The sequence below is a fragment of the Glaciimonas sp. PAMC28666 genome, assembly GCF_016917355.1.
Classification (GTDB): domain Bacteria; phylum Pseudomonadota; class Gammaproteobacteria; order Burkholderiales; family Burkholderiaceae_D; genus Glaciimonas.
Genome location: NZ_CP070304.1, coordinates 2,273,648 through 2,291,960, shown reverse-complemented (window position 1 = coordinate 2,291,960; position 18,313 = coordinate 2,273,648). Strand labels below are relative to the sequence as shown.

The window sequence follows — 18,313 nt, the reverse complement described above, 5'->3', positions numbered from 1 at the left end:
TCACTGTGTCGACACCAGAAACAGTGCTTTTTATGTCGACCGTTCATTTAGTCCTGCTATTCATCCAACCAATTCTTTTCCGCCAATCTTAAGCCGCTTTAAACGATATAGGTTTATAGCCGGATAGATCAACCGGCTTATCGAATTGTTCCAGCAATATCGTATTATCTTTCGCGTATTTCACAATAGCGGCGTGCTTGACCGGACCAAAACCACGAATCTCGGAGGGTAATTGGGCCAAGGTGACCGCTGCCAGATGATTGCTCTTGCTGAGTTTGCTGCAGAGCTTTTCAATCATCGAAAAATAGTCAACGATCAAACGCCGCTCATTGGTTCGCTCTTCGGTATAACCGAACGGGTCGAAATGCGTACCGCGTACGCCGCGGCACTTTGCCAAAACCGAAAATGCGGAAAATATCCACGGTCCGAAGCGGCGCTTTTTTGGCCGGCCGGTAGCGGGATCAATGCGCGAAATCAACGGTGGCGACAACCAGACCGAAAGCTTTTTTGCGGTCGAAAACTGCTTTGTCAGCCCCGCCTTGAATTCTGGCGCGGCATACAGCCGCGCCACTTCGTATTCGTCCTTATACGCCATCAAACGGAACGCCTGCTCTGCCACAGCCCTGGCAAAAGCGTCCGATCCGTTCCCCAGACGCTGTTCTGCCTGACGTGCCTGCATGATCAAATTACGATAACGTCGCGCATAATTGCCGCTTTGGTAAGCAACCAGTTCATTCGCAAAGTAATTAACCGAACCTTCGAAATCTTTTGGGCGGCTTGGTGCAACAGCAGCATCAGCGTGATCGAACGCATCAATTTTGATCAGCGTTTCAGGACTGGCGGCGGCAATACGGCCCCAGGCCAGCGCGCTCTTGTTCATACCCACCGCAGCGCCGTTCAGCTCAATCGCCCTAGTCAACGCTTCCAATGACAGCGGTACCAGCCCTGACTGCCACGCATAACCCAGCATTAGCGTATGCGCGGCGACCGTGTCACCAAATAAGGTTTGCGCCAAGGTGCTGGCATTGAAAGTATAAAACTGATCGGTAACGCTCCGGTTGCGCACCCGCTCCAGCATTTCTTCCACTGGCAGACTAGCGTCGCGTTGCGAGACGACATCGGCGGTCTGGGTCTGATCCAGATTGACGATCGCCGCCGTCCGGTCCGCGGCAAAACGCCCGAGATTGTCGGCAGCCGCAGCCACCACCAGATCGGTGCCAATCAGCAAATCAACAGCGCCGGTACCGATGCGCACCGCATTAATATCCTCTGCCATTGCTGCAATGCGCACCTGACTGACCACGGCACCATTTTTTTGCGCCAGCCCGGTAAAGTCGAGCACACTCGCCCCTTTGCCCTCGATGTGAGCGGCGGCACCCAACAATGCGCCCAGCGTTAAAACGCCGGTCCCACCGATACCTGTGACATAGACATTGTAGGGGCCGTTTAGCATAGGCACTTTGACGGCAGGTAACGACAGTAACGTCTGTGCTTCCAGCGATTGCAGGCGTTTGGCATCGGGCTTGCGTAGTTGCACGCCATCGATTTCTACAAAACTTGGGCAGAAACCTTTCACGCAGGAGAAATCTTTGTTACAGGCGCTCTGGTTGATTTCACGCTTGCGGCCAAAATCGGTTTCTAGCGGCTGTACCGCGATACAGTTGGATTGCACCGAGCAATCGCCGCATCCTTCGCAGACGCGTGGATTGATGAACAAGCGCTTGTCTGGATCGGGGAAAGCGCCGCGCTTGCGGCGACGGCGTTTTTCCGAGGCGCAGGTTTGCTCGTAGACGATGGCACTGACGCCAGCAACTTCGCGCAACTTACGCTGTACATCGTCCAACGCATCGCGATGATAGACCTCGACGCCTTTTGCCAAATCCGGATTGCCTTCCCAGCGCTCGGGATCGTCCGAGACAAATGCGATTGTTTCCACGCCTTCCGCCTGTAACTGGCGCGTAATGCGTAACGGGTCCATCTGACCTTCGGCGGTTTGGCCGCCAGTCATTGCCACAGCATCGTTGTACAAAATCTTGTAGGTAATATTGGTTTTTGCGGCAAGTGCAGCCCGGATTGCCAATAAGCCAGAATGTTGGTAAGTGCCGTCGCCCAGATTCTGGAAAACGTGCGTGGTCGCAGAAAACGGTGCCGCGCCAACCCATTGCGCCCCCTCTCCGCCCATCTGGCTAAAGGTAGTGGTCTTTAATTTCGGATCGGATAACGCCATGACATGGCAGCCAATCCCGCCGCCAGAGATCGAACCGTCTGGCGATTTAGTCGAGGTATTGTGGGGACAACCCGAGCAAAAATACGGACGACGAATCGGAATCACCGTGCGCTGTGGCGGCAATAAACGCGCTTCAAGCGCAGCCAGCCTGCCGTGCAGCGCGGGCAACCGGTGGCCGATTCGTGCCACCAATGCCCGTGCCAGCATCAGCGGCGTGAATTCGGATATTTCCGGTAGTAGTAGTTTGCCGAACTGATCCGTCTTGCCCACCACACAGGGACGCTTTCCACCGGTTTCATGAAACAAGGCTTCCTTGATTTGCCCCTCGACGATGGCGCGCTTTTCCTCCACCACAAATATTTCTTCACGGCCTTCAACAAACTCTTTCATGCCGATGGTTTCGAGCGGCCAGCTCATTGCCACCTTATAAATCGCGATACCAAGCGCACTCAGATCAGCGGTTTTCAGGCCGAGATCTTCGACCGCTTGCATCAAATCCTGATGCGCCTTGCCCACGGTCACAATCCCGAGCCAGCCGCCTTGTGCCGACACGATGGTCCGATCAAGCTTATTAGCACGTGCCCATGCCAACGCGGCAGGCAATCGCTCGTTGATCAGTCGTCGTTCCAGTTCGGCGCGCTCGGCTGGCCACGCGATGCGCGGGTCCCAGTTCAAACCGTGCGCCGGCACAATGAAATCTTCCGGTGTCACGTAGCGTGGTAACGGCGGCAATTGCAGTGATCCTGCGGTTTCGATGACCTCGGCAATGGTCTTAAGACATACCCACAAACCCGAAAACCGCGATAACGCAATCCCCGCTAATCCAAATTCGAGAATTTCTGCCAGATTCGATGGCTGCAACACGGGAATCGACGCCGCCGAAAAGATGCCATCGCTCTGGTGCGGATACATGGAAGACTGGGCCGAATGATCATCACCGGACACCGCAAGAACACCGCCCAGCGCTGAAGTTCCCAGCATATTGGCAGAGCGAAAAACGTCTCCGGTACGGTCGACGCCCGGCCCCTTCCCGTACCAGATGCCGAACACACCATCGACTTTAGTGTCGCCGTATGCCTTGTGCATCTGCGCGCCCCATAAAGCGGTCGCGGCCAGGTCTTCATTCAGCCCCGGCTGAAACACAATATCGTGCGCGGCCAGCGCCTTGTAAGCTTTCCAGAGTTGTAGATCGTAGGTCCCGAGCGGAGAACCGCGATACCCCGATACCAGACCGGCGGTGTTCAACCCACGGGCACGATCCAGGGTCCGTTGCATCATCGGCAAACGCACCAATGCCTGCGTCCCGGTGAGATAAATACGGCCGTCTTTGCGCGTATACACGTCTTCAGCCGAATACGTCAGATCAACTTGTGCCATACGATCTCCACTCTTTTTTATAGTTAAAAAAGTATAGGACGCAAGGACTAGCAATTGGGACCAAAAAGGACTACGCTAAAACAGTTTTTTAACGTGTTTCGACTAACAAACTAGCATTTTGTAGTGCATTAAAAATGAAAATAGATAAATTCGACGTCAAAATTCTCAATATTCTGGCAAATGATGGGCGAATCAGCTGGCGCGAGTTGGCCGATACCATCGGCCTGTCGCTGACGCCGACGTTGCGGCGCGTGCGTTTGCTCGAGGAAAGAGGCTATATTCAGGGCTATATTGCGCGCCTCGATGAAGCCAGGCTGGGAGGAGGATTAGTGGTGTTTGTGTCTGTCGCGATGGACAAGCAGGCGCTTGAAGCGTTGACCCATTTTGAGGAACGCATTGCGCAAGTGCCGGAAGTGATGAGTTGCTTCCTGATGACGGGAGATGCAGATTATTTGCTACGCGTGGTGGTCAAGGATTTGCACAATTACCAAGCCTTCCTGACCAATACGCTGACCCGCATTCCGGGGGTGGCGCACATCAAATCCAGTTTTGCGCTGAAAACTGTCCTGATGCGAAATGCGCCGCCGCTTTAAGGTGGCCGCAAACCGAGCGGCCAGGGACTGTTACTTCGATTTTGCAAACAGCGTCAACAAACCGCCGAGAAACAAGCATCCGGCCAGCATATACACGCCGCTGTCGAGCGTGCCGGTGATTCCCTTGACCCAGCCCATTAACGTTGGGCCGACGAACCCCGACAGGTTACCGAAAGAATTAATCAACGCAATGCCAGCTGCCGCTCCCGCTCCACCCAGGTAAGCAGTAGGCAAACTCCAAAAAATCGGCAACACAGTCAAAATTCCCATCGTGGCAATTGCCATGCCGATCAACGCAATCGGTATGTTGGCACTAAACTTTACGCTGATGATAAAGCCGATCGTTCCGATCACAGCCGGGATAAAAATGTGCCAGCGCCGCTCATTACGGCGGTCGGCGCTGCGGGCGATCAATAACATCGGCACTACGCCAGCCGCCCACGGCAATGCGCTCAACAAGCCGATATCGAGCGCATCTTTTACGCCCGCTGCCTTGATGATGGTTGGCAACCAGAAACTGATACCGTACAAAGAGAACACGAACAGAAAGTAAATCAGGCTCAGCAACCAGGTGCGTGCGCTGCCAAAAGCCTTGCCGGTGCCGGAATGTGTCTTGGTTGCTTCTTCTTTTTGCATGATCGCTATTAATTCGCGTTTTTCTGCAGCGCTCAGCCACTTGGCATCAGCGACATTGTCATCCAGATAGCGAAACAGGAAAATCCCCGCAAGCACGGTAGGAAGTCCTTCGATCAGGAACATCCATTGCCAGCCTGCCAACCCCGCCATACCGTTGGTGTCGCGCAAAATCCAGCCGGATAATGGACCACCGATGACCCCGGCCAAAGGCAGCGCCAACAGGAATAGCGACATCGCCCGACCGCGTCGTTCAGACGGATACCAGCGGGTGAGGTAATAAATGATGCCGGGGAAAAAGCCCGCTTCAGCAATGCCCAACAAAAACCGCAAGACATAAAACGACGTCGCGCCCTGAACGAACATCATCGCGGCCGACAAGAAACCCCAGGTGATCAGGATGCGGGTCATCCAGAGGCGCGGGCCGACCTTGTGCATGATGATATTGCTAGGAACTTCAAAGAAAAAATAGCCGATAAAAAATATACCGGCGCCGAGTCCGTAGACCGCGTCCGTGAAGTTCAGATCGCCCAGCATTTGTAGTTTGGCGAAACCGATGTTGACGCGATCCAGATACGACAGGACATAGCAAAGCAACAAAAACGGTATTAGCCTCACGCTTATTTTTTTGAAGATCTTGTCAGTGCTGGTGGTCGCGCTAAAACGCACGCCTTCCGCGGTGGTGTCATTCATTGTGTCTCCGATGTTGTTATCCGGTTAGAACCGGTTTTTAATAGTGTCACTAAGCGATGCCGCGATACTAACGTTAAATCCTGCCGTCAACGTCCTCCCCAACAACCAATTCCAGTACCGCGGTTTATTCTGAAATCCATGCAGCCGATCCAGACCCCTTATCCGAGCATTATTTCAACTCAAATATCTTTCCCGGATTCATCAAATTCAACGGGTCGAGTGCGCGCTTGATCGCGCGCATGACATCTAACGCATCGTCCCCATGCTCGGTCTGCAAAAATCCCATCTTGTGCAGGCCGATACCATGTTCGCCGGTACACGTGCCGCCCACCGCGAGAGCGCGCTCGACGATGTTGGCGTTGATGCGTTCGGCCTCTATCCGCTCTTCAGGCTTATTCGGATCCACCAGAATAATGACGTGGAAATTGCCGTCCCCGACGTGGCCCACAATCGGGCAGGGGAGCGATGACGCTTGCAAGTCCACATCGGTTGCCATCACGCATTCGGCCAAACGTGAAATCGGGACGCAAACGTCGGTCACGACCGCCACACAACCAGGCTTAAGCTGCAACGCGGCGAAGTAAGCGTTATGCCGTGCATTCCACAATTTTTTGCGATCTTCCGGCTGGGTCGCCCATTCAAACTGATGGCCGCCGTGTTCTGCGGCAAGCTGCTGCACGGTCTCGGCTTGCTCCTTGACGCCATTGTCGCTTCCGTGAAATTCGAAAAACAAGGTCGGCAGCTCCACCAGTTCCAGCTTGTCATGTCGGTTGATCGCCTTGATCGACAACGCATCGACAAATTCAACCCGCGCAATCGGCACGCCCATCTGGATCGTTTCAATAACCGTCTGCACCGCATCGCTCAACGTCGGGAAAGCGCACACAGCCGCGGAAATCGCTTCCGGTTGTGGATACACACGTAACGTGATCTCGGTGATGATGCCGAGCGTACCTTCGCTGCCGATATAAATACGGGTCAGATCGTACCCGGCTGAAGACTTTTTCGCCCGGGTTCCGGTGTGAATGATCTTACCTTCGGGCGTGATCACGGTCAGGGCCAACACATTTTCACGCATGGTCTGATAACGCACCGCGTTGGTTCCTGAGGCACGGGTGGCGCACATGCCGCCGATAGAAGCGTCCGCACCCGGATCAATCGGAAAGAATAACCCGCTATGTTTGATTTCTTCGTTCAATTGCTTGCGCAATACGCCTGCCTGCACGGTCACGGTCAAATCTTCCGCATGGATCGCAATTAACGCGTTCATCCCGCTGAGATCAAGACTGATGCCGCCGTGTGGTGCCAATATATGGCCCTCAATGGAAGTGCCCGCACCAAACGGGATCAACGGCACGCGGTGTTCGGCGCATAGGCGCATGACGGCGGCCGCCTCTTCCGTGCTATTCACAAATGCCACGGCATCGGGCGCGATGATCCCGAACGGCGATTCGTCCTTGCCGTGATGTTCGCGTACCGGCAGCGAAAGGGAGAAACGGGTCGCGAGTAAGGCTGACATGGCCTCGCAGAATGCGACGGGAAGAACTCTGGCGTCTAAATTGGTCAGTTTTGGCATTGCAGTCATGAGACATCTCCGGTAAATCGCAGCGCCGAACTCGAACGGTTCTTGGGCGTACTCAATTAAAAAATCAGATTACTGTGGAAACAAGAGCCGGTGGTAATATCGATTGCATATTCTTCGTTCTCGTTTCGAGATGGCTGAACATTCAATTCCCTACCTGAAGCTGCTCCAAGCCCAAAACAGGGCATAGAGAGCGTTGCAAACCCGCGCAGCTTAACAAGATATTAAATTATTAAATCTTAAATATTAATTTATCAAATAACGGGCCATTAACATTATGACGGCTCCGGAGACAACCAGTTGGAAATCAGGCAAATCAAATACTTCCTGGCCGTGGTCGACAGCGGCAGCGTCTCGCGTGCGGCAGGTCGACTATTCGTGGCCCAATCGGCCCTGAGCAAACAGATATCAGATCTGGAAGTCGATCTTGATGTTCAGTTATTGCACCGCACGCGCAGCGGTGTTTTTCCCACTGAAAGCGGCAAGGTGTTTTATGAAAATGGTAAAGCGATCCTGAAACAGATCGGCGATGCCCGCGAAGCGGTGCATTTTTCTAGCGAAGCCATCGTCGGCAACGTCGTCATTGGGGTGCCGCAAAGCGCATCGGCAGCACTCGCGTTGCCCTTGATCAATGCGGTACAGGCGCAATTACCGAATGTTTCTCTGCATATCAACGAAGAACTGACTGGCAATCTGCTGGAACAACTATGGCAGGGACGGGTCGATCTCGCGGTTTTTACGTCAAATATCAAGTTGGAGGGATTTTCTTTCACGCCGATAGCGCACGAGGACTTTTATCTGGTGATGCCCGCCAGGGGCCCGAAGTCCAAAACCTGCGAAGAAGGTGATGTCTCATTGGAAGAGGCGCTTTCCGGACAATTAATGCTGTCTGGATTGCAACACAGTCACTGCATCCGCAGCATCGTTGAAGAGACCGTTCTCAAGCTTGGCATGCAAATGCCATCGTTGTTCGCCGAAATCAACTCCGTGCATATTCTGAAGATTGCCGTCGAAGCGGGCCAGGGTAATACCATCCTGCCTCTGGCACTGGTGCACCAGGAGGTCATGCAAGGACGGCTTAAAGCCAAACGCATTGATCCGAACCAGATATCGCGCACCTTAGGCATTTGCATGTCGAACAAAATCCCGACGACGAATGCGAAACGTGCGGTGTTCAATCTGATAACGCAGTTGGTCGGAACGCTTTCGGAGAGTGGGAAGTGGCCTTCGTTGCGGACTAAGCATTTAACGGATGCGCGACTTTAGCTTCACGGCTGCAGGGCTTCAAGGGGAAATCCACATAAAAAAACCGCCGCTGTTAGCAGCGGCGGCGATATTAATTACAGCGTTTAATTACAGCAAATCATCACAGCAATTAGTCACAACGATTAATATGTGAGCATCAGGTTATCGCTGCTCAAGCCTTCGTCGTCACCTGATCTCCAATTGGAAGCGTGCGTAGCCGTTTTCCCATTGCATTGAAAATCGCATTGACGACCGCTGGCGCTACCGGTGGCACACCCGGCTCACCAACGCCGCTCGCTTTTTCGGTTGAGGCCACAATAACCACCTCAATCTTCGGCATCTCGTTGATGCGCAAGACCTGGTAGTTATGGAAGTTCGATTGCTCAACCACACCATCCTTTAGCGTGATAGCGCCGTGCAGCGCTGCAGCCAGACCAAAACCAATCCCACCTTCCATTTGCGCTTTGATCACATCCGGATTAACGGTGACGCCGCAATCGACCGCGCAGACAATCCGATCGACCTTGAAAGTACCGTCCGCCTTCACCGTAATTTCGGCAACCTGGGCGACGAACGTATTGAAGGATTCGTGCACCGCCAGACCGCGCCCGCGTCGCTCACCTTTGGCACCTGGTGCCAGCGGTTTCGACCATCCGGCCTGACGCGCGGCCAATTGCAATACGCCACTATGGCGCGGATGTTTAGCCAGCATCGCCAGACGAAACGCTAGGGGGTCCTTACCAGCGGCAATCGCCGCTTCATCAATCAAACCCTCGGAAGAAAAAGCGCTGTGCGTGTGACCGACAGAACGGAACCACTGGATCGGCACGCCAACATCCGTCGGCGTGTACAACTCCACCTGAAAGTTCGGCACATCGTAAGGCAAATCAGCCTGCCCTTCGACCGAGGTGGGATCGATACCGTCCTTGATGACCCCCGCAAATGCCGAGCCTTCCATGATTGATTGCCCCGCCATTCTGACGTGCCAGGCCGACAATCGGCCCTGCGCATCCAATGCCAGTCGGGCACGATGCACATTCAACGGACGGTAATAGCCACCGCGCGTATCGTCTTCCCGCATCCAGACCATTTTGACCGGGACTTTGACGCCCTGTTCACGTGCTGCTTTGGCAATCGACACAGCCTCCAGCAGATAGTCACTGTGGGGATTGGCACGTCGTCCAAAACTGCCACCTGCATACAGCTGATTGATCTTGATTTTGTCTGCTGGCATATTCAAAAACTTCGCCATAGAACCTTGATCAATAGTCTGAAATTGTTCGCCGTTCCAGATTTCGCATTGTCCGTCGCCCAACTGGACCAGACAGTTCAACGGTTCCATCGCGGCATGCGCCAAGAACGGGACTTCGTAGTCGGCTTCAATCAGGATCGCCGGTTTGACCAACGCCGCATCGACGTCACCGACCTTACGCGCAATCATACCGGGCTTCTCCAGTGCTGCACGGTACTGCGCAAGGATTTCGGGGGAACCCTTCTTGTAGGCGTGGGTTTCATCCCACTCTACTTCCAGTGCATCGCGGCCCTGACGGGCGGCCCAGGTATTGGTGGCCAGCACCGCAACACCGGCAAAACTGCGTGGCGTGCCCGCGAACTGCACCACTTGCACAACACCGGGAATTGCCTTGGCTTTGGTTGCGTTGACACTTTTGACCGTCGCTCCGAAGCGCACAGGATGTAATGGCACCGCCACTAACATGCCCGGCAACTTGAAATCCTGCGTAAATATCGCTGTGCCGTTGGTCTTGGCAAAGCTATCCAGACGCGGCAATTTCGCATTCCCCACCAGCTTGAAGTCCTTTGGGGCTTTCAATTTGACGTCGGTCGGCACCGGTTGCGTCGCTGCTGCCGCGGCCAGTTCACCAAATGCGGCCTTACGGCCGGTTGCGACGTGATGCACCACGCTTTTGCTGACGGTGATGCTCTCCGGCGCAACTTTCCATTTAACCGCCGCTGCCGCTACCAGCATCGCGCGAGCCGTCGCGCCTGCCTTGCGCATCTGGTCGTATGAATTGGCAATTGAACTGCTGCCTCCGGTTCCCTGAATGCCCCATCCGGTATTCGCATAAAGTTTGACGTCGGCTGGCGCACCCTCAACCCGGACGTGGCTCCAGTCGGCATCCAGTTCCTCGGCAATCAAGGTGGCAAGGCCGGTATACACGCCCTGTCCCATTTCCAGATGTTTAGCCAGGATGGTGACGCTGCCATCGCTGCCGATCTGAACAAAGGCATTCGGCTCAAATGGGGCCGGTGCTCCCAATACGCCGGTGGCGGCCATCAGCGAACCCATTTGCAGACCCAGGACAAGCCCGCCCGAGACTTGCATAAAACGTCGGCGGCTAACTGGGTGACTAACCGGGTGACTAACTTCGTGGCTAACATTGGCGATGCGAAAATTGCCAGCCTCCGGAGAGGTCAACTGGCGCGATGCTGACTGAAAAGCGCGATCAATAGATTTCATGTTGGTCTCCTGTTAGGCCAGCGTTTTAGCGGCTTCGTGAATCGCTGCACGGATGCGCACGTAAGTGGCACAACGACAGATATTGCCGCTCATGGCCTGGTCGATATCAGCATCCGTCGGGCGTTTGTTCTGGCTCAACAGCGAGACCGCAGACATGATCTGGCCGGACTGACAATAGCCGCATTGGACCACGTCAAGTTTACGCCACGCTGCCTGCACTGCTTGGCCGACGTGACCTTCATGACCGGCGTCAACACCTTCAATGGTGGTGATTTTTTTCCCCGCTACGGCTGAGATCGGGGTTACGCAAGAGCGGATTGCCGCGCCGTCCAGATGAACGGTGCAAGCGCCGCAGAGCGACATACCGCAACCGAATTTGGTACCAGTGAGATTGGCAACATCGCGCAACGCCCATAACAAAGGCATGTCGGCAGGCGCATCGATTTGCGTATCCTTACCGTTAATGTTCAGGCTGACCATGGTTCTTCTTTCGTTGAGAAACTGTTAAAAATATATTCGCAGGACTTCCGCCTACATGATTCAGCGAGGTTGTACGGCTCTCGTTATATCCGGCGTTTATCCGGCGTTTAATCCTGCTTTATCTCCGGCGTTATATCCGACGTAATACAAAGCTTTTACCCGCGGCGAATCCAGAGCGCACGTTGTAGCGCCAGTAAAGGTGTATAACGACCTTGAAAGGTTAGTTGGATGGTTAAGCGTGTGCCCTGATCCAATACAGAGCAACGCTACGTCGTGCCATTGCTCGCCAATGACTCAGATTCGGGCTTAGGTCGAAGGCGGCAGGGTTCGAGAGGCTCGGCGCGTCGTGAAATTTGCCGATACATTTGATGGATGTGCTAAAAGTTACTTTTCATCAATCTCGTGAGATTACTCTCATTTCAAGAATTAGATGCAAGTCTGCCAAAAGTGCAGTTTGGCGCGATGGCGCGAAAAACTTTGCATTTCAAATAAACGTGCCGCGTTTGAACAGATCAGACCAATCCGCCATTGGCACGCAAAGTCTGCCCGTTGATCCAGCTGTTCTGACTGGCAAAAAAACTGACCGCTTCAGCGATCTCTTCCGGCGACCCCAAACGTTCCAACGGCGCAGCTTTTGCCATGCGTTCGATCAGTTCCGGAGTTTTGCCATTCAGGAACAATGCGGTCGCCGTAGGTCCGGGCGCAATGGCGTTGACAGTAATCTGCTTACCGCGCAGTTCCTTCGCCATGATGTTCGTCATGACCTCGATAGCCGCCTTGGTCGCGGCATATACAGCATAACCAGGCAGTGCCAGACCGATGACACTGGTGGAAAAGTTCACGATCCGGCCGCCGGTTTGCAGATGATGGGCAGCCGCACGCATGGTGTTAAAGCTCCCTTTCAGGTTGACTGCGATCAGGCGATCAAACGTCGCGTCGTCGGTGTCGGCAAGCATCGGCAGATGTGAGGGCATGATGCCGGCGTTATTAATTAGCACGTCGACCCGTCCAAAAAAGGACAGCGCTTGCTGAAACATCGCCTCCACCGCAACGGGATCGGCAACATCCGCACGCACCGCAATAGCTTGCCCTTCACCCTTCAAGGCGACAATGGCGTCCACCACTTTTTGCGCTTCGGCCGCGTTGCCACTGTAATTGACAATCACCGCGTAACCATCGTTGCTGAGTTTTGCGGCAATGGCGGCACCAATCCCGCGTGATGCGCCGGTGACGATTGCGACTTGTTGGGATGGTTTATCTGCCATGGTGCGTTCCTTGATGGTGGGTTGGGGGCCGCGTAGTCCATGCGAAGGCTTTATACGAAGGCGGCGATGCGGATAGACGGTGCCGCGATGCTCCTGCGATGCTTCTGCAATGTGATTACGATGTCACCATTATGGCAGCCAACTTAATGCGGTGTCGAAGGGTCCGTTTATCAGCATACCCAAAGTATCCGGCACCGAATTACCTGAGGTTTTTTATCCGGGTTTTCCCAGCGCTGCCCTTAGGTCGAAATTTGCCGATTGATCCGGTAAAATCCGCTCTTCGCAGTTATGTAAATGATGCGCCATTTGTTTTTGCGCCAGCGCAGCATCGCCGTTTTCCAGGGCCACCAATACGCTCTCGTGCTCGTCAAAAGAACAGGCATTTTGCCCGGGGGCGTCCACCTTGGCGATCAGCAACGTGGTGCGAGATACCAGCTTGCGCAGCACTTCGACCAGCATCGCATTGTCGGTCAGCTCTGCCAGCTCGAGATGAAATTGCGCAGATAACCGGATCCAGCGCGGACGGTCGCCGCTCAAATAGGCGGCCCGCTCTTCATCGACGCACTTTCTGAGCGCTGCCAACTGCTTGGCGGTCGCGTTGTGAGCGACTTTTTCGAGGGTGGCGTGTTCGATAATATTGCGCAGCTCGAACATATCCTTGGCTTCGGCGCTGGTCGGGCTGGCAATGAAGGCACCGCGATTGGCCTCCAATTCAACCAGTCCCTCGGTCTCCAGACGAATCAGAACTTTTCGCACCGTGTGGCGCGCCGTATCGTAAATCTGACAAAGCACCTGCTCAGTCAATTTGGTGCGCGGCGGCAGCCTATGTTCCATGATGGCATCGTACACATCGTGATACATACGCTCTTCGGCATTAGCGTGCGGCTTGGTAATCGGGGCGGAGGCAAGACGTAGTGGTTTGACTGATTTATTCATATTTATCACATTGGAAACAGACGTATCGATGATGTCTTGCCGATATCGACTATTTAAAAACTCAATCACCTGGTGTTGCGCAGGACCGAATTAGACTATTTTGATGAAAAGATGAAAAACGGTTATTCGACTTGCGATGAGCAAAAAAGTTTACTCAAAGAAATATTGATAGTGTGTGTTTAGATAATTGCTTAACATTAGCAAAAACTCGTCAGTAATACATCGCCAGCAATAAATGCTTTTAAGTCCAACCACCGGATCGACAGCTGACGCAAAGTTACAAGCAACGTTGATTTCGGAAAGAAGTGTAATATAAATGCACATTTCCGGCATGCAAATAATCATGCTCCTCGCGCTACAACAACCCGAGGAGCATGTAATTGGCTAAAGCCAAAGGTTACTTAGGCAATGAGCCTTCTACACCGTTGACAAGCCAGTTAATGCTCATCAGGTCGCCCATTGGCAAGACAGCGCCAGCGGCAACTTTCACAGCACCAGTATTGTCTTTAAGCGGACCGGCAAACGGTATCAATTTACCGTCAACGATGTCTTTTTTCTTCTCATTGAACAGCTTCGATACATCCGCCGGAACCGATGCATTCAAAGGCGACAAAACAACCAGATTTTCTTTGATGCCCCACAGCGTTTGCTCTGGCTTCCAGGTTCCCGCCAACTCGCGTTTGACTTCCTGGATGTAATAGACGCCCCAGTTTTCTGTATTGGCAGTCAAATGAGCTTTAGGACCATATTTAGCCATATCGGTATCCCAGCCGAATGCGTGAACACCTTTTTCTTCGGCAACCTGAACGACGGCTGGCGAATCGGTATTTTGTGCCAGCATGTCCGCACCCTGCGCTACCAATGTTTCCGCAGCCTGACGTTCTTTGCCTGGGTCGTACCAAGTGTTTACCCAGACCACTTTGGTTTTGATCTTAGGATTGACGCTTTGGGCACCCAAAGTGTAAGCATTGATATTGCGCACTACTTCCGGAACCGGGAACGAACCGACGAAACCTAATGTGTTGGTCTTCGTCATTTTTCCAGCGATCATACCGAGCAGGTAAGCGCCTTCATAAAAACGGGTTTGGTACGTGCCGACATTGGCCGCAGTCTTGTAACCTGTAGCATGCATGAAATGGACTTTCGGGAAGGATTTTGCAACCTTCATCGTTGGGTCCATATAACCAAATGAAGTCGTAAAGATCATCTGATTGCCATCAACCGCCAACTGGCGAATCACGCGTTCAGCATCCGCTGTTTCTGGCACATTTTCGACAAAAGTTGTCTTGATTTTGCTGCCAAATTCTTTCTCTAAAGCGCGGCGCCCCTGATCGTGCTGAAAAGTCCAGCCACCGTCACCGACCGGTCCCAGATAAACAAAAGCCACCTTCAGCGGCTCGGCAGCTTGCGCTACAGGAAGTACTCCTAAAATCAGGCCGGTAGCCGCAGCAATAGCAGCTAATGTAGAGCGTAATCGAAACATCGTGAACTCCTTTACGTGAACCGATCATCCGCAGTAAGACTTGCGAAAAAACCGGAAAAAATTGCGCAGGCCAATCTAAAAAAACCTGTCACAAGATCAAATAGCAGCACTGCAGGCAGCCATCAAACCACTGATGACCGCCGACGATCCTGATTTAGAAATGGTATTCGACCCGCACCATCGGTGTTTTCGCCAATGAACCACGCACGTTCGATGGCGTACCGAACTTATTGCGCCAGTATTGATATTCAAAACCAGCGCGCAGGGTATTTTTACCCATACCTAAAGGCGTGCCCAGGTCATACATTACCTGCGCATCAATGTTCAGTTCTGGCGCTGTGCCACCACCGAACTCGTTGGTGCCCTTAGCAGCGATGTAATCCATGTAACCTTCAAAGGCAAAGCCGGTCGAAGCGATAGGAATTCCCCATGCTGCGGTTAACATAGGATGCAAACGGTAGGTATAACGGCTAGAAATGCCAACTGGTTGATTGCTTTCCTGAAGCAGCAGCAAGCTGATATTCAAAAAGCCCGGGACTTCCATCATCACCGTAGGGCCTAAAACCAACATACGTTTTTTGGAAGCGTAACCTGGATCATTCTTGGTGTTCCAGTCAAAACCGGCAGTCACGCCCAAGCTACGAACCGGGCCAAAGGCCAAGTTTGCACCGGTGACCTTAGCCAAATCCAACGTGTTGCGGTAAACGATATAAGCTTCTTGCGCGCCGCTGTCTTTATTATTTGATTCCAGCAAATCCACGTTAAAAAAGTTTGTACCGTATTTGTAGCCACTAGCGTGGGTCAAATTGATGATGTTCTTCGCAATCCCGGTCCCGACGTACGGCTCAGCAAACTGCGTTCCGTAACGATAACCAATCGAGGTATCGCTCCACTCCGCTGCATTGACATGTTGAACACTGGCCAGAGCTGCTGCCACCGTCAACGCGTTGATCGCCAACTTCCCCATTTTTGCTGCTGCTTGCTTTGCCATTTTTTTTCCAAGAGTGTTAATAATACAAAAAAGGAATTAAGGAGCCCCGTTTCTCCCTATTACGATGATTATGTAAAACTTGCCGTATTTAAAAAATTACTATGCCTAAATCTGTTTGTTTTATTCTCAGCAATTCTCGTGCCAATTGTTGACAATTACTAGCCATAGGAGAAATTTATTTATTTGGACTCAGTGCTAATTTTGGGATGACGTCTATCGGTGCGACGCATCAATAAATTGCATTAAATTGGCGCTTTCTCTCCGACAAGCGCACTGTTGCGGTGCAAAAAGCGTAACCCAAAAGGGAGGTTTAGCGAACGGATTGGCGAAATAATGTGGGAATATTTCCTGCAATAAACGATGTTTTTTGTCGACAAAGTATTCGAAATTTGCTTTCACCGTTGGCGCTGGCGTGGGGTAAAGCACATAATCCGATCAGATTGTTTATATGGGTTGCAGGCGGCGTGCCATAAAGAAGCGCTGGCGGAACTGGCACAACAATTGCATTTCCTGTTGATTGATATTGGCTTTTTTATTTACACAGGACTCACACAAGACTGTTCCGGCAACTGGCTGACCAAGCCCGCGGATGAAGCAAATTCGCAAGTAAGGTTAGGCAACAAAATGCCGTAGTGCAATTTTGCGTAAGTGCTATTACCTTTACGGATGCTTCTATGGACCTCCTGCCGGTGTTTGCGGATTTGCCGCCACGCCTTGTCTTGACCGGTATCACCAAACGTTATCCCACGGTAGTCGCCAACGACGACATCGGTCTGAGCGTCAGGCCCGGCGAGATTCATGCCTTGCTCGGCGAGAACGGTGCCGGAAAAAGCACGCTCATGAAAATTGTCTATGGCGTCACCAAGCCCGATGCCGGAAGCATCTTATGGGAAGGACGCTATCTGGACATCGCCAGCCCGTCTCAGGCGAGACGTCTGGGAATCGGTATGGTGTTCCAACATTTTTCGTTATTCGAAACGCTCACCGTTGCGGAAAATATCGCGCTGGCGCTCGATGCCCAAATGGCTCCAGGCATGCTGGCCGCAAGAATTAGCGAAGTATCCGAAAAGTACGGCCTGCCAATCGACCCGCATCGACTGGTGCACAGCATGTCGGTCGGCGAGCGCCAACGGGTCGAGATCGTTCGTTGTCTGCTCCAGGAGCCGAAGCTGTTGATTATGGACGAGCCAACATCCGTCCTGACGCCGCAGGCGGTACTCGTCCTGTTCGCTACCTTGCGGCAGTTGGCCGCTGAAGGCTGCAGCATCCTGTATATCAGCCATAAGCTTGATGAGATTCGGGCTTTATGTGACACCGCCACCGTCTTGCGCGGCGGGCGTGTCAGCGGTACCGCCATCCCGAGGAACGAGACCAACGACAGTCTGGCCCGCATGATGATCGGCGGCGAACTGGCGGAATGCCATCTGACGCCGCAAGCCACCGGTGAAGTCCGGCTGGCGCTGGAACAATTATCGCTAGGCACCATCGATCCATTTGGCACCACGCTAAAGGACATCAGTCTCGCAGTTAAAAGCGGTGAAATTCTGGGAATTGCGGGCGTCTCCGGCAACGGCCAAAAAGAATTGCTGGCAGCACTCTCCGGCGAAGCCCTCAGCCCGCACGGACCGATGATCACACTGATGGGCCAGCAGGTCGGCCAATTGAACCCCGCCCAACGGCGTCGCCTCGGTCTCACATTTGTTCCCGAAGAACGGCTGGGACGCGGCGCAGTCCCCGCCATGACGCTGGCCGAAAATGCCCTGCTGACCGGCGCTCGCCATGGCATGGTCCGCAAGGGCCTGATGCGGCATGCGGCGATTCGTCAGTTTGCCAAAGACGTCATTACCCGCTTCGGTGTCAAATGCGGCGGCGAACAATCTCCCGCTTCCAGTCTGTCGGGCGGCAATCTGCAAAAATTCATCGTTGGCCGTGAAACCATGTTGAATCCCAAAATGATGATCGTCGCCCAACCAACCTGGGGAGTCGATGTCGGCGCAGCGCAATTGATTCGGCAGGCGCTGATCGATCTGCGTTTACAAGGCGTTGCTTTGCTGGTGATTTCCGAAGAACTGGAAGAATTGTTCACCATCAGCGACCGTATTTGCGTGCTCGCCGCAGGGCGCTTATCACCGGCCGTCAGATTGGCCGACACCAGCATCGAGCAAATCGGCAACTGGATGAGCGGCAATTTCGACGACCTGCCACCGGGTTCCGGCGACTCCGCTCACTCCGGTGACCCGGCCGCATCCGTACTTCCACCGCACAATCAGAATAAACAGATCAAACAGGAGAGCCATCTTGCTCAAACTTGAACGCCGCGCGGTTCCAT

General features: G+C 53.3%; 12 protein-coding genes. 3 read left to right on the top strand and 9 right to left on the bottom strand.

Annotated features, from left to right (window positions below):
* Positions 1-88 precede the first annotated feature (88 nt).
* Positions 89-3,604, bottom strand: coding sequence for an indolepyruvate ferredoxin oxidoreductase family protein (locus tag JQN73_RS09720; protein WP_205322845.1), 3,516 nt, complete (start codon positions 3,602-3,604; stop codon positions 89-91).
* Between the two features lie 134 nt (positions 3,605-3,738).
* On the opposite strand from JQN73_RS09720, the gene JQN73_RS09715 reads away from it, so the two are divergent.
* Positions 3,739-4,197, top strand: a complete 459-nt coding sequence (locus JQN73_RS09715; protein ID WP_205322844.1) for an Lrp/AsnC family transcriptional regulator — start codon at positions 3,739-3,741, stop codon at positions 4,195-4,197.
* A gap of 30 nt (positions 4,198-4,227) precedes the next feature.
* Here the strand turns inward: JQN73_RS09715 and JQN73_RS09710 are convergent, their stop codons facing one another.
* Complete coding sequence (locus JQN73_RS09710) at positions 4,228-5,523, bottom strand: MFS transporter (protein ID WP_205322843.1); 1,296 nt, start codon at positions 5,521-5,523, stop codon at positions 4,228-4,230.
* 169 nt (positions 5,524-5,692) lie between these two features.
* The gene (locus JQN73_RS09705; RefSeq protein ID WP_205322842.1) at positions 5,693-7,108 is read right to left on the bottom strand and encodes an FAD-linked oxidase C-terminal domain-containing protein; all 1,416 of its coding nucleotides are present in this window, start codon (positions 7,106-7,108) and stop codon (positions 5,693-5,695) included.
* 297 nt (positions 7,109-7,405) lie between these two features.
* On the opposite strand from JQN73_RS09705, the gene JQN73_RS09700 reads away from it, so the two are divergent.
* Positions 7,406-8,371, top strand: a complete 966-nt coding sequence (locus JQN73_RS09700; RefSeq protein ID WP_205322841.1) for a LysR substrate-binding domain-containing protein — start codon at positions 7,406-7,408, stop codon at positions 8,369-8,371.
* 151 nt (positions 8,372-8,522) lie between these two features.
* Here JQN73_RS09700 and JQN73_RS09695 read toward each other — a convergent pair whose 3' ends face one another.
* From JQN73_RS09695 to JQN73_RS09670, 6 genes are all read right to left on the bottom strand, one after another.
* The gene (locus JQN73_RS09695; RefSeq protein WP_205323296.1) at positions 8,523-10,694 is read right to left on the bottom strand and encodes a xanthine dehydrogenase family protein molybdopterin-binding subunit; all 2,172 of its coding nucleotides are present in this window, start codon (positions 10,692-10,694) and stop codon (positions 8,523-8,525) included.
* A 147-nt stretch (positions 10,695-10,841) separates the two neighbouring features.
* On the bottom strand, positions 10,842-11,309 hold the full coding sequence (locus JQN73_RS09690; RefSeq protein ID WP_205322840.1) for a (2Fe-2S)-binding protein: 468 nt from the start codon (positions 11,307-11,309) through the stop codon (positions 10,842-10,844).
* 512 nt (positions 11,310-11,821) lie between these two features.
* Positions 11,822-12,574 (bottom strand): SDR family oxidoreductase, encoded by a 753-nt coding sequence (locus JQN73_RS09685; protein WP_205322839.1) that lies wholly within the window; start codon positions 12,572-12,574, stop codon positions 11,822-11,824.
* Positions 12,575-12,787: 213 nt separating this feature from the next.
* Complete coding sequence (locus JQN73_RS09680) at positions 12,788-13,510, bottom strand: GntR family transcriptional regulator (protein ID WP_205322838.1); 723 nt, start codon at positions 13,508-13,510, stop codon at positions 12,788-12,790.
* A gap of 397 nt (positions 13,511-13,907) precedes the next feature.
* A complete protein-coding gene (locus JQN73_RS09675) occupies positions 13,908-14,993 on the bottom strand; it encodes a BMP family ABC transporter substrate-binding protein (RefSeq protein WP_205322837.1) in 1,086 nt (361 codons plus the stop codon).
* A gap of 154 nt (positions 14,994-15,147) precedes the next feature.
* The gene (locus JQN73_RS09670) at positions 15,148-15,984 is read right to left on the bottom strand and encodes an outer envelope protein (protein WP_240162491.1); all 837 of its coding nucleotides are present in this window, start codon (positions 15,982-15,984) and stop codon (positions 15,148-15,150) included.
* A 674-nt stretch (positions 15,985-16,658) separates the two neighbouring features.
* On the opposite strand from JQN73_RS09670, the gene JQN73_RS09665 reads away from it, so the two are divergent.
* Positions 16,659-18,296, top strand: coding sequence for an ABC transporter ATP-binding protein (locus JQN73_RS09665; protein WP_205322836.1), 1,638 nt, complete (start codon positions 16,659-16,661; stop codon positions 18,294-18,296).
* Positions 18,297-18,313: the final 17 nt, after the last annotated feature.

Excerpts from the sequence above, each read along its gene's own strand:
- JQN73_RS09665 (WP_205322836.1), top strand. The coding sequence starts at position 16,659 with ATGGACCTCCTGCCGGTGTTTGCGGATTTGCCGCCACGCCTTGTCTTG.
- JQN73_RS09680 (WP_205322838.1), bottom strand. The coding sequence starts at position 13,510 with ATGAATAAATCAGTCAAACCACTACGTCTTGCCTCCGCCCCGATTACC.
- JQN73_RS09710 (WP_205322843.1), bottom strand. The coding sequence starts at position 5,523 with ATGAATGACACCACCGCGGAAGGCGTGCGTTTTAGCGCGACCACCAGC.
- JQN73_RS09720 (WP_205322845.1), bottom strand. The coding sequence starts at position 3,604 with ATGGCACAAGTTGATCTGACGTATTCGGCTGAAGACGTGTATACGCGC.
- JQN73_RS09670 (WP_240162491.1), bottom strand. The coding sequence starts at position 15,984 with ATGGCAAAGCAAGCAGCAGCAAAAATGGGGAAGTTGGCGATCAACGCG.
- JQN73_RS09690 (WP_205322840.1), bottom strand. The coding sequence starts at position 11,309 with ATGGTCAGCCTGAACATTAACGGTAAGGATACGCAAATCGATGCGCCT.
- JQN73_RS09675 (WP_205322837.1), bottom strand. The coding sequence starts at position 14,993 with ATGTTTCGATTACGCTCTACATTAGCTGCTATTGCTGCGGCTACCGGC.
- JQN73_RS09705 (WP_205322842.1), bottom strand. The coding sequence starts at position 7,108 with ATGACTGCAATGCCAAAACTGACCAATTTAGACGCCAGAGTTCTTCCC.
- JQN73_RS09685 (WP_205322839.1), bottom strand. The coding sequence starts at position 12,574 with ATGGCAGATAAACCATCCCAACAAGTCGCAATCGTCACCGGCGCATCA.
- JQN73_RS09695 (WP_205323296.1), bottom strand. The coding sequence starts at position 10,694 with ATGCAAGTCTCGGGCGGGCTTGTCCTGGGTCTGCAAATGGGTTCGCTG.
- JQN73_RS09715 (WP_205322844.1), top strand. The coding sequence starts at position 3,739 with ATGAAAATAGATAAATTCGACGTCAAAATTCTCAATATTCTGGCAAAT.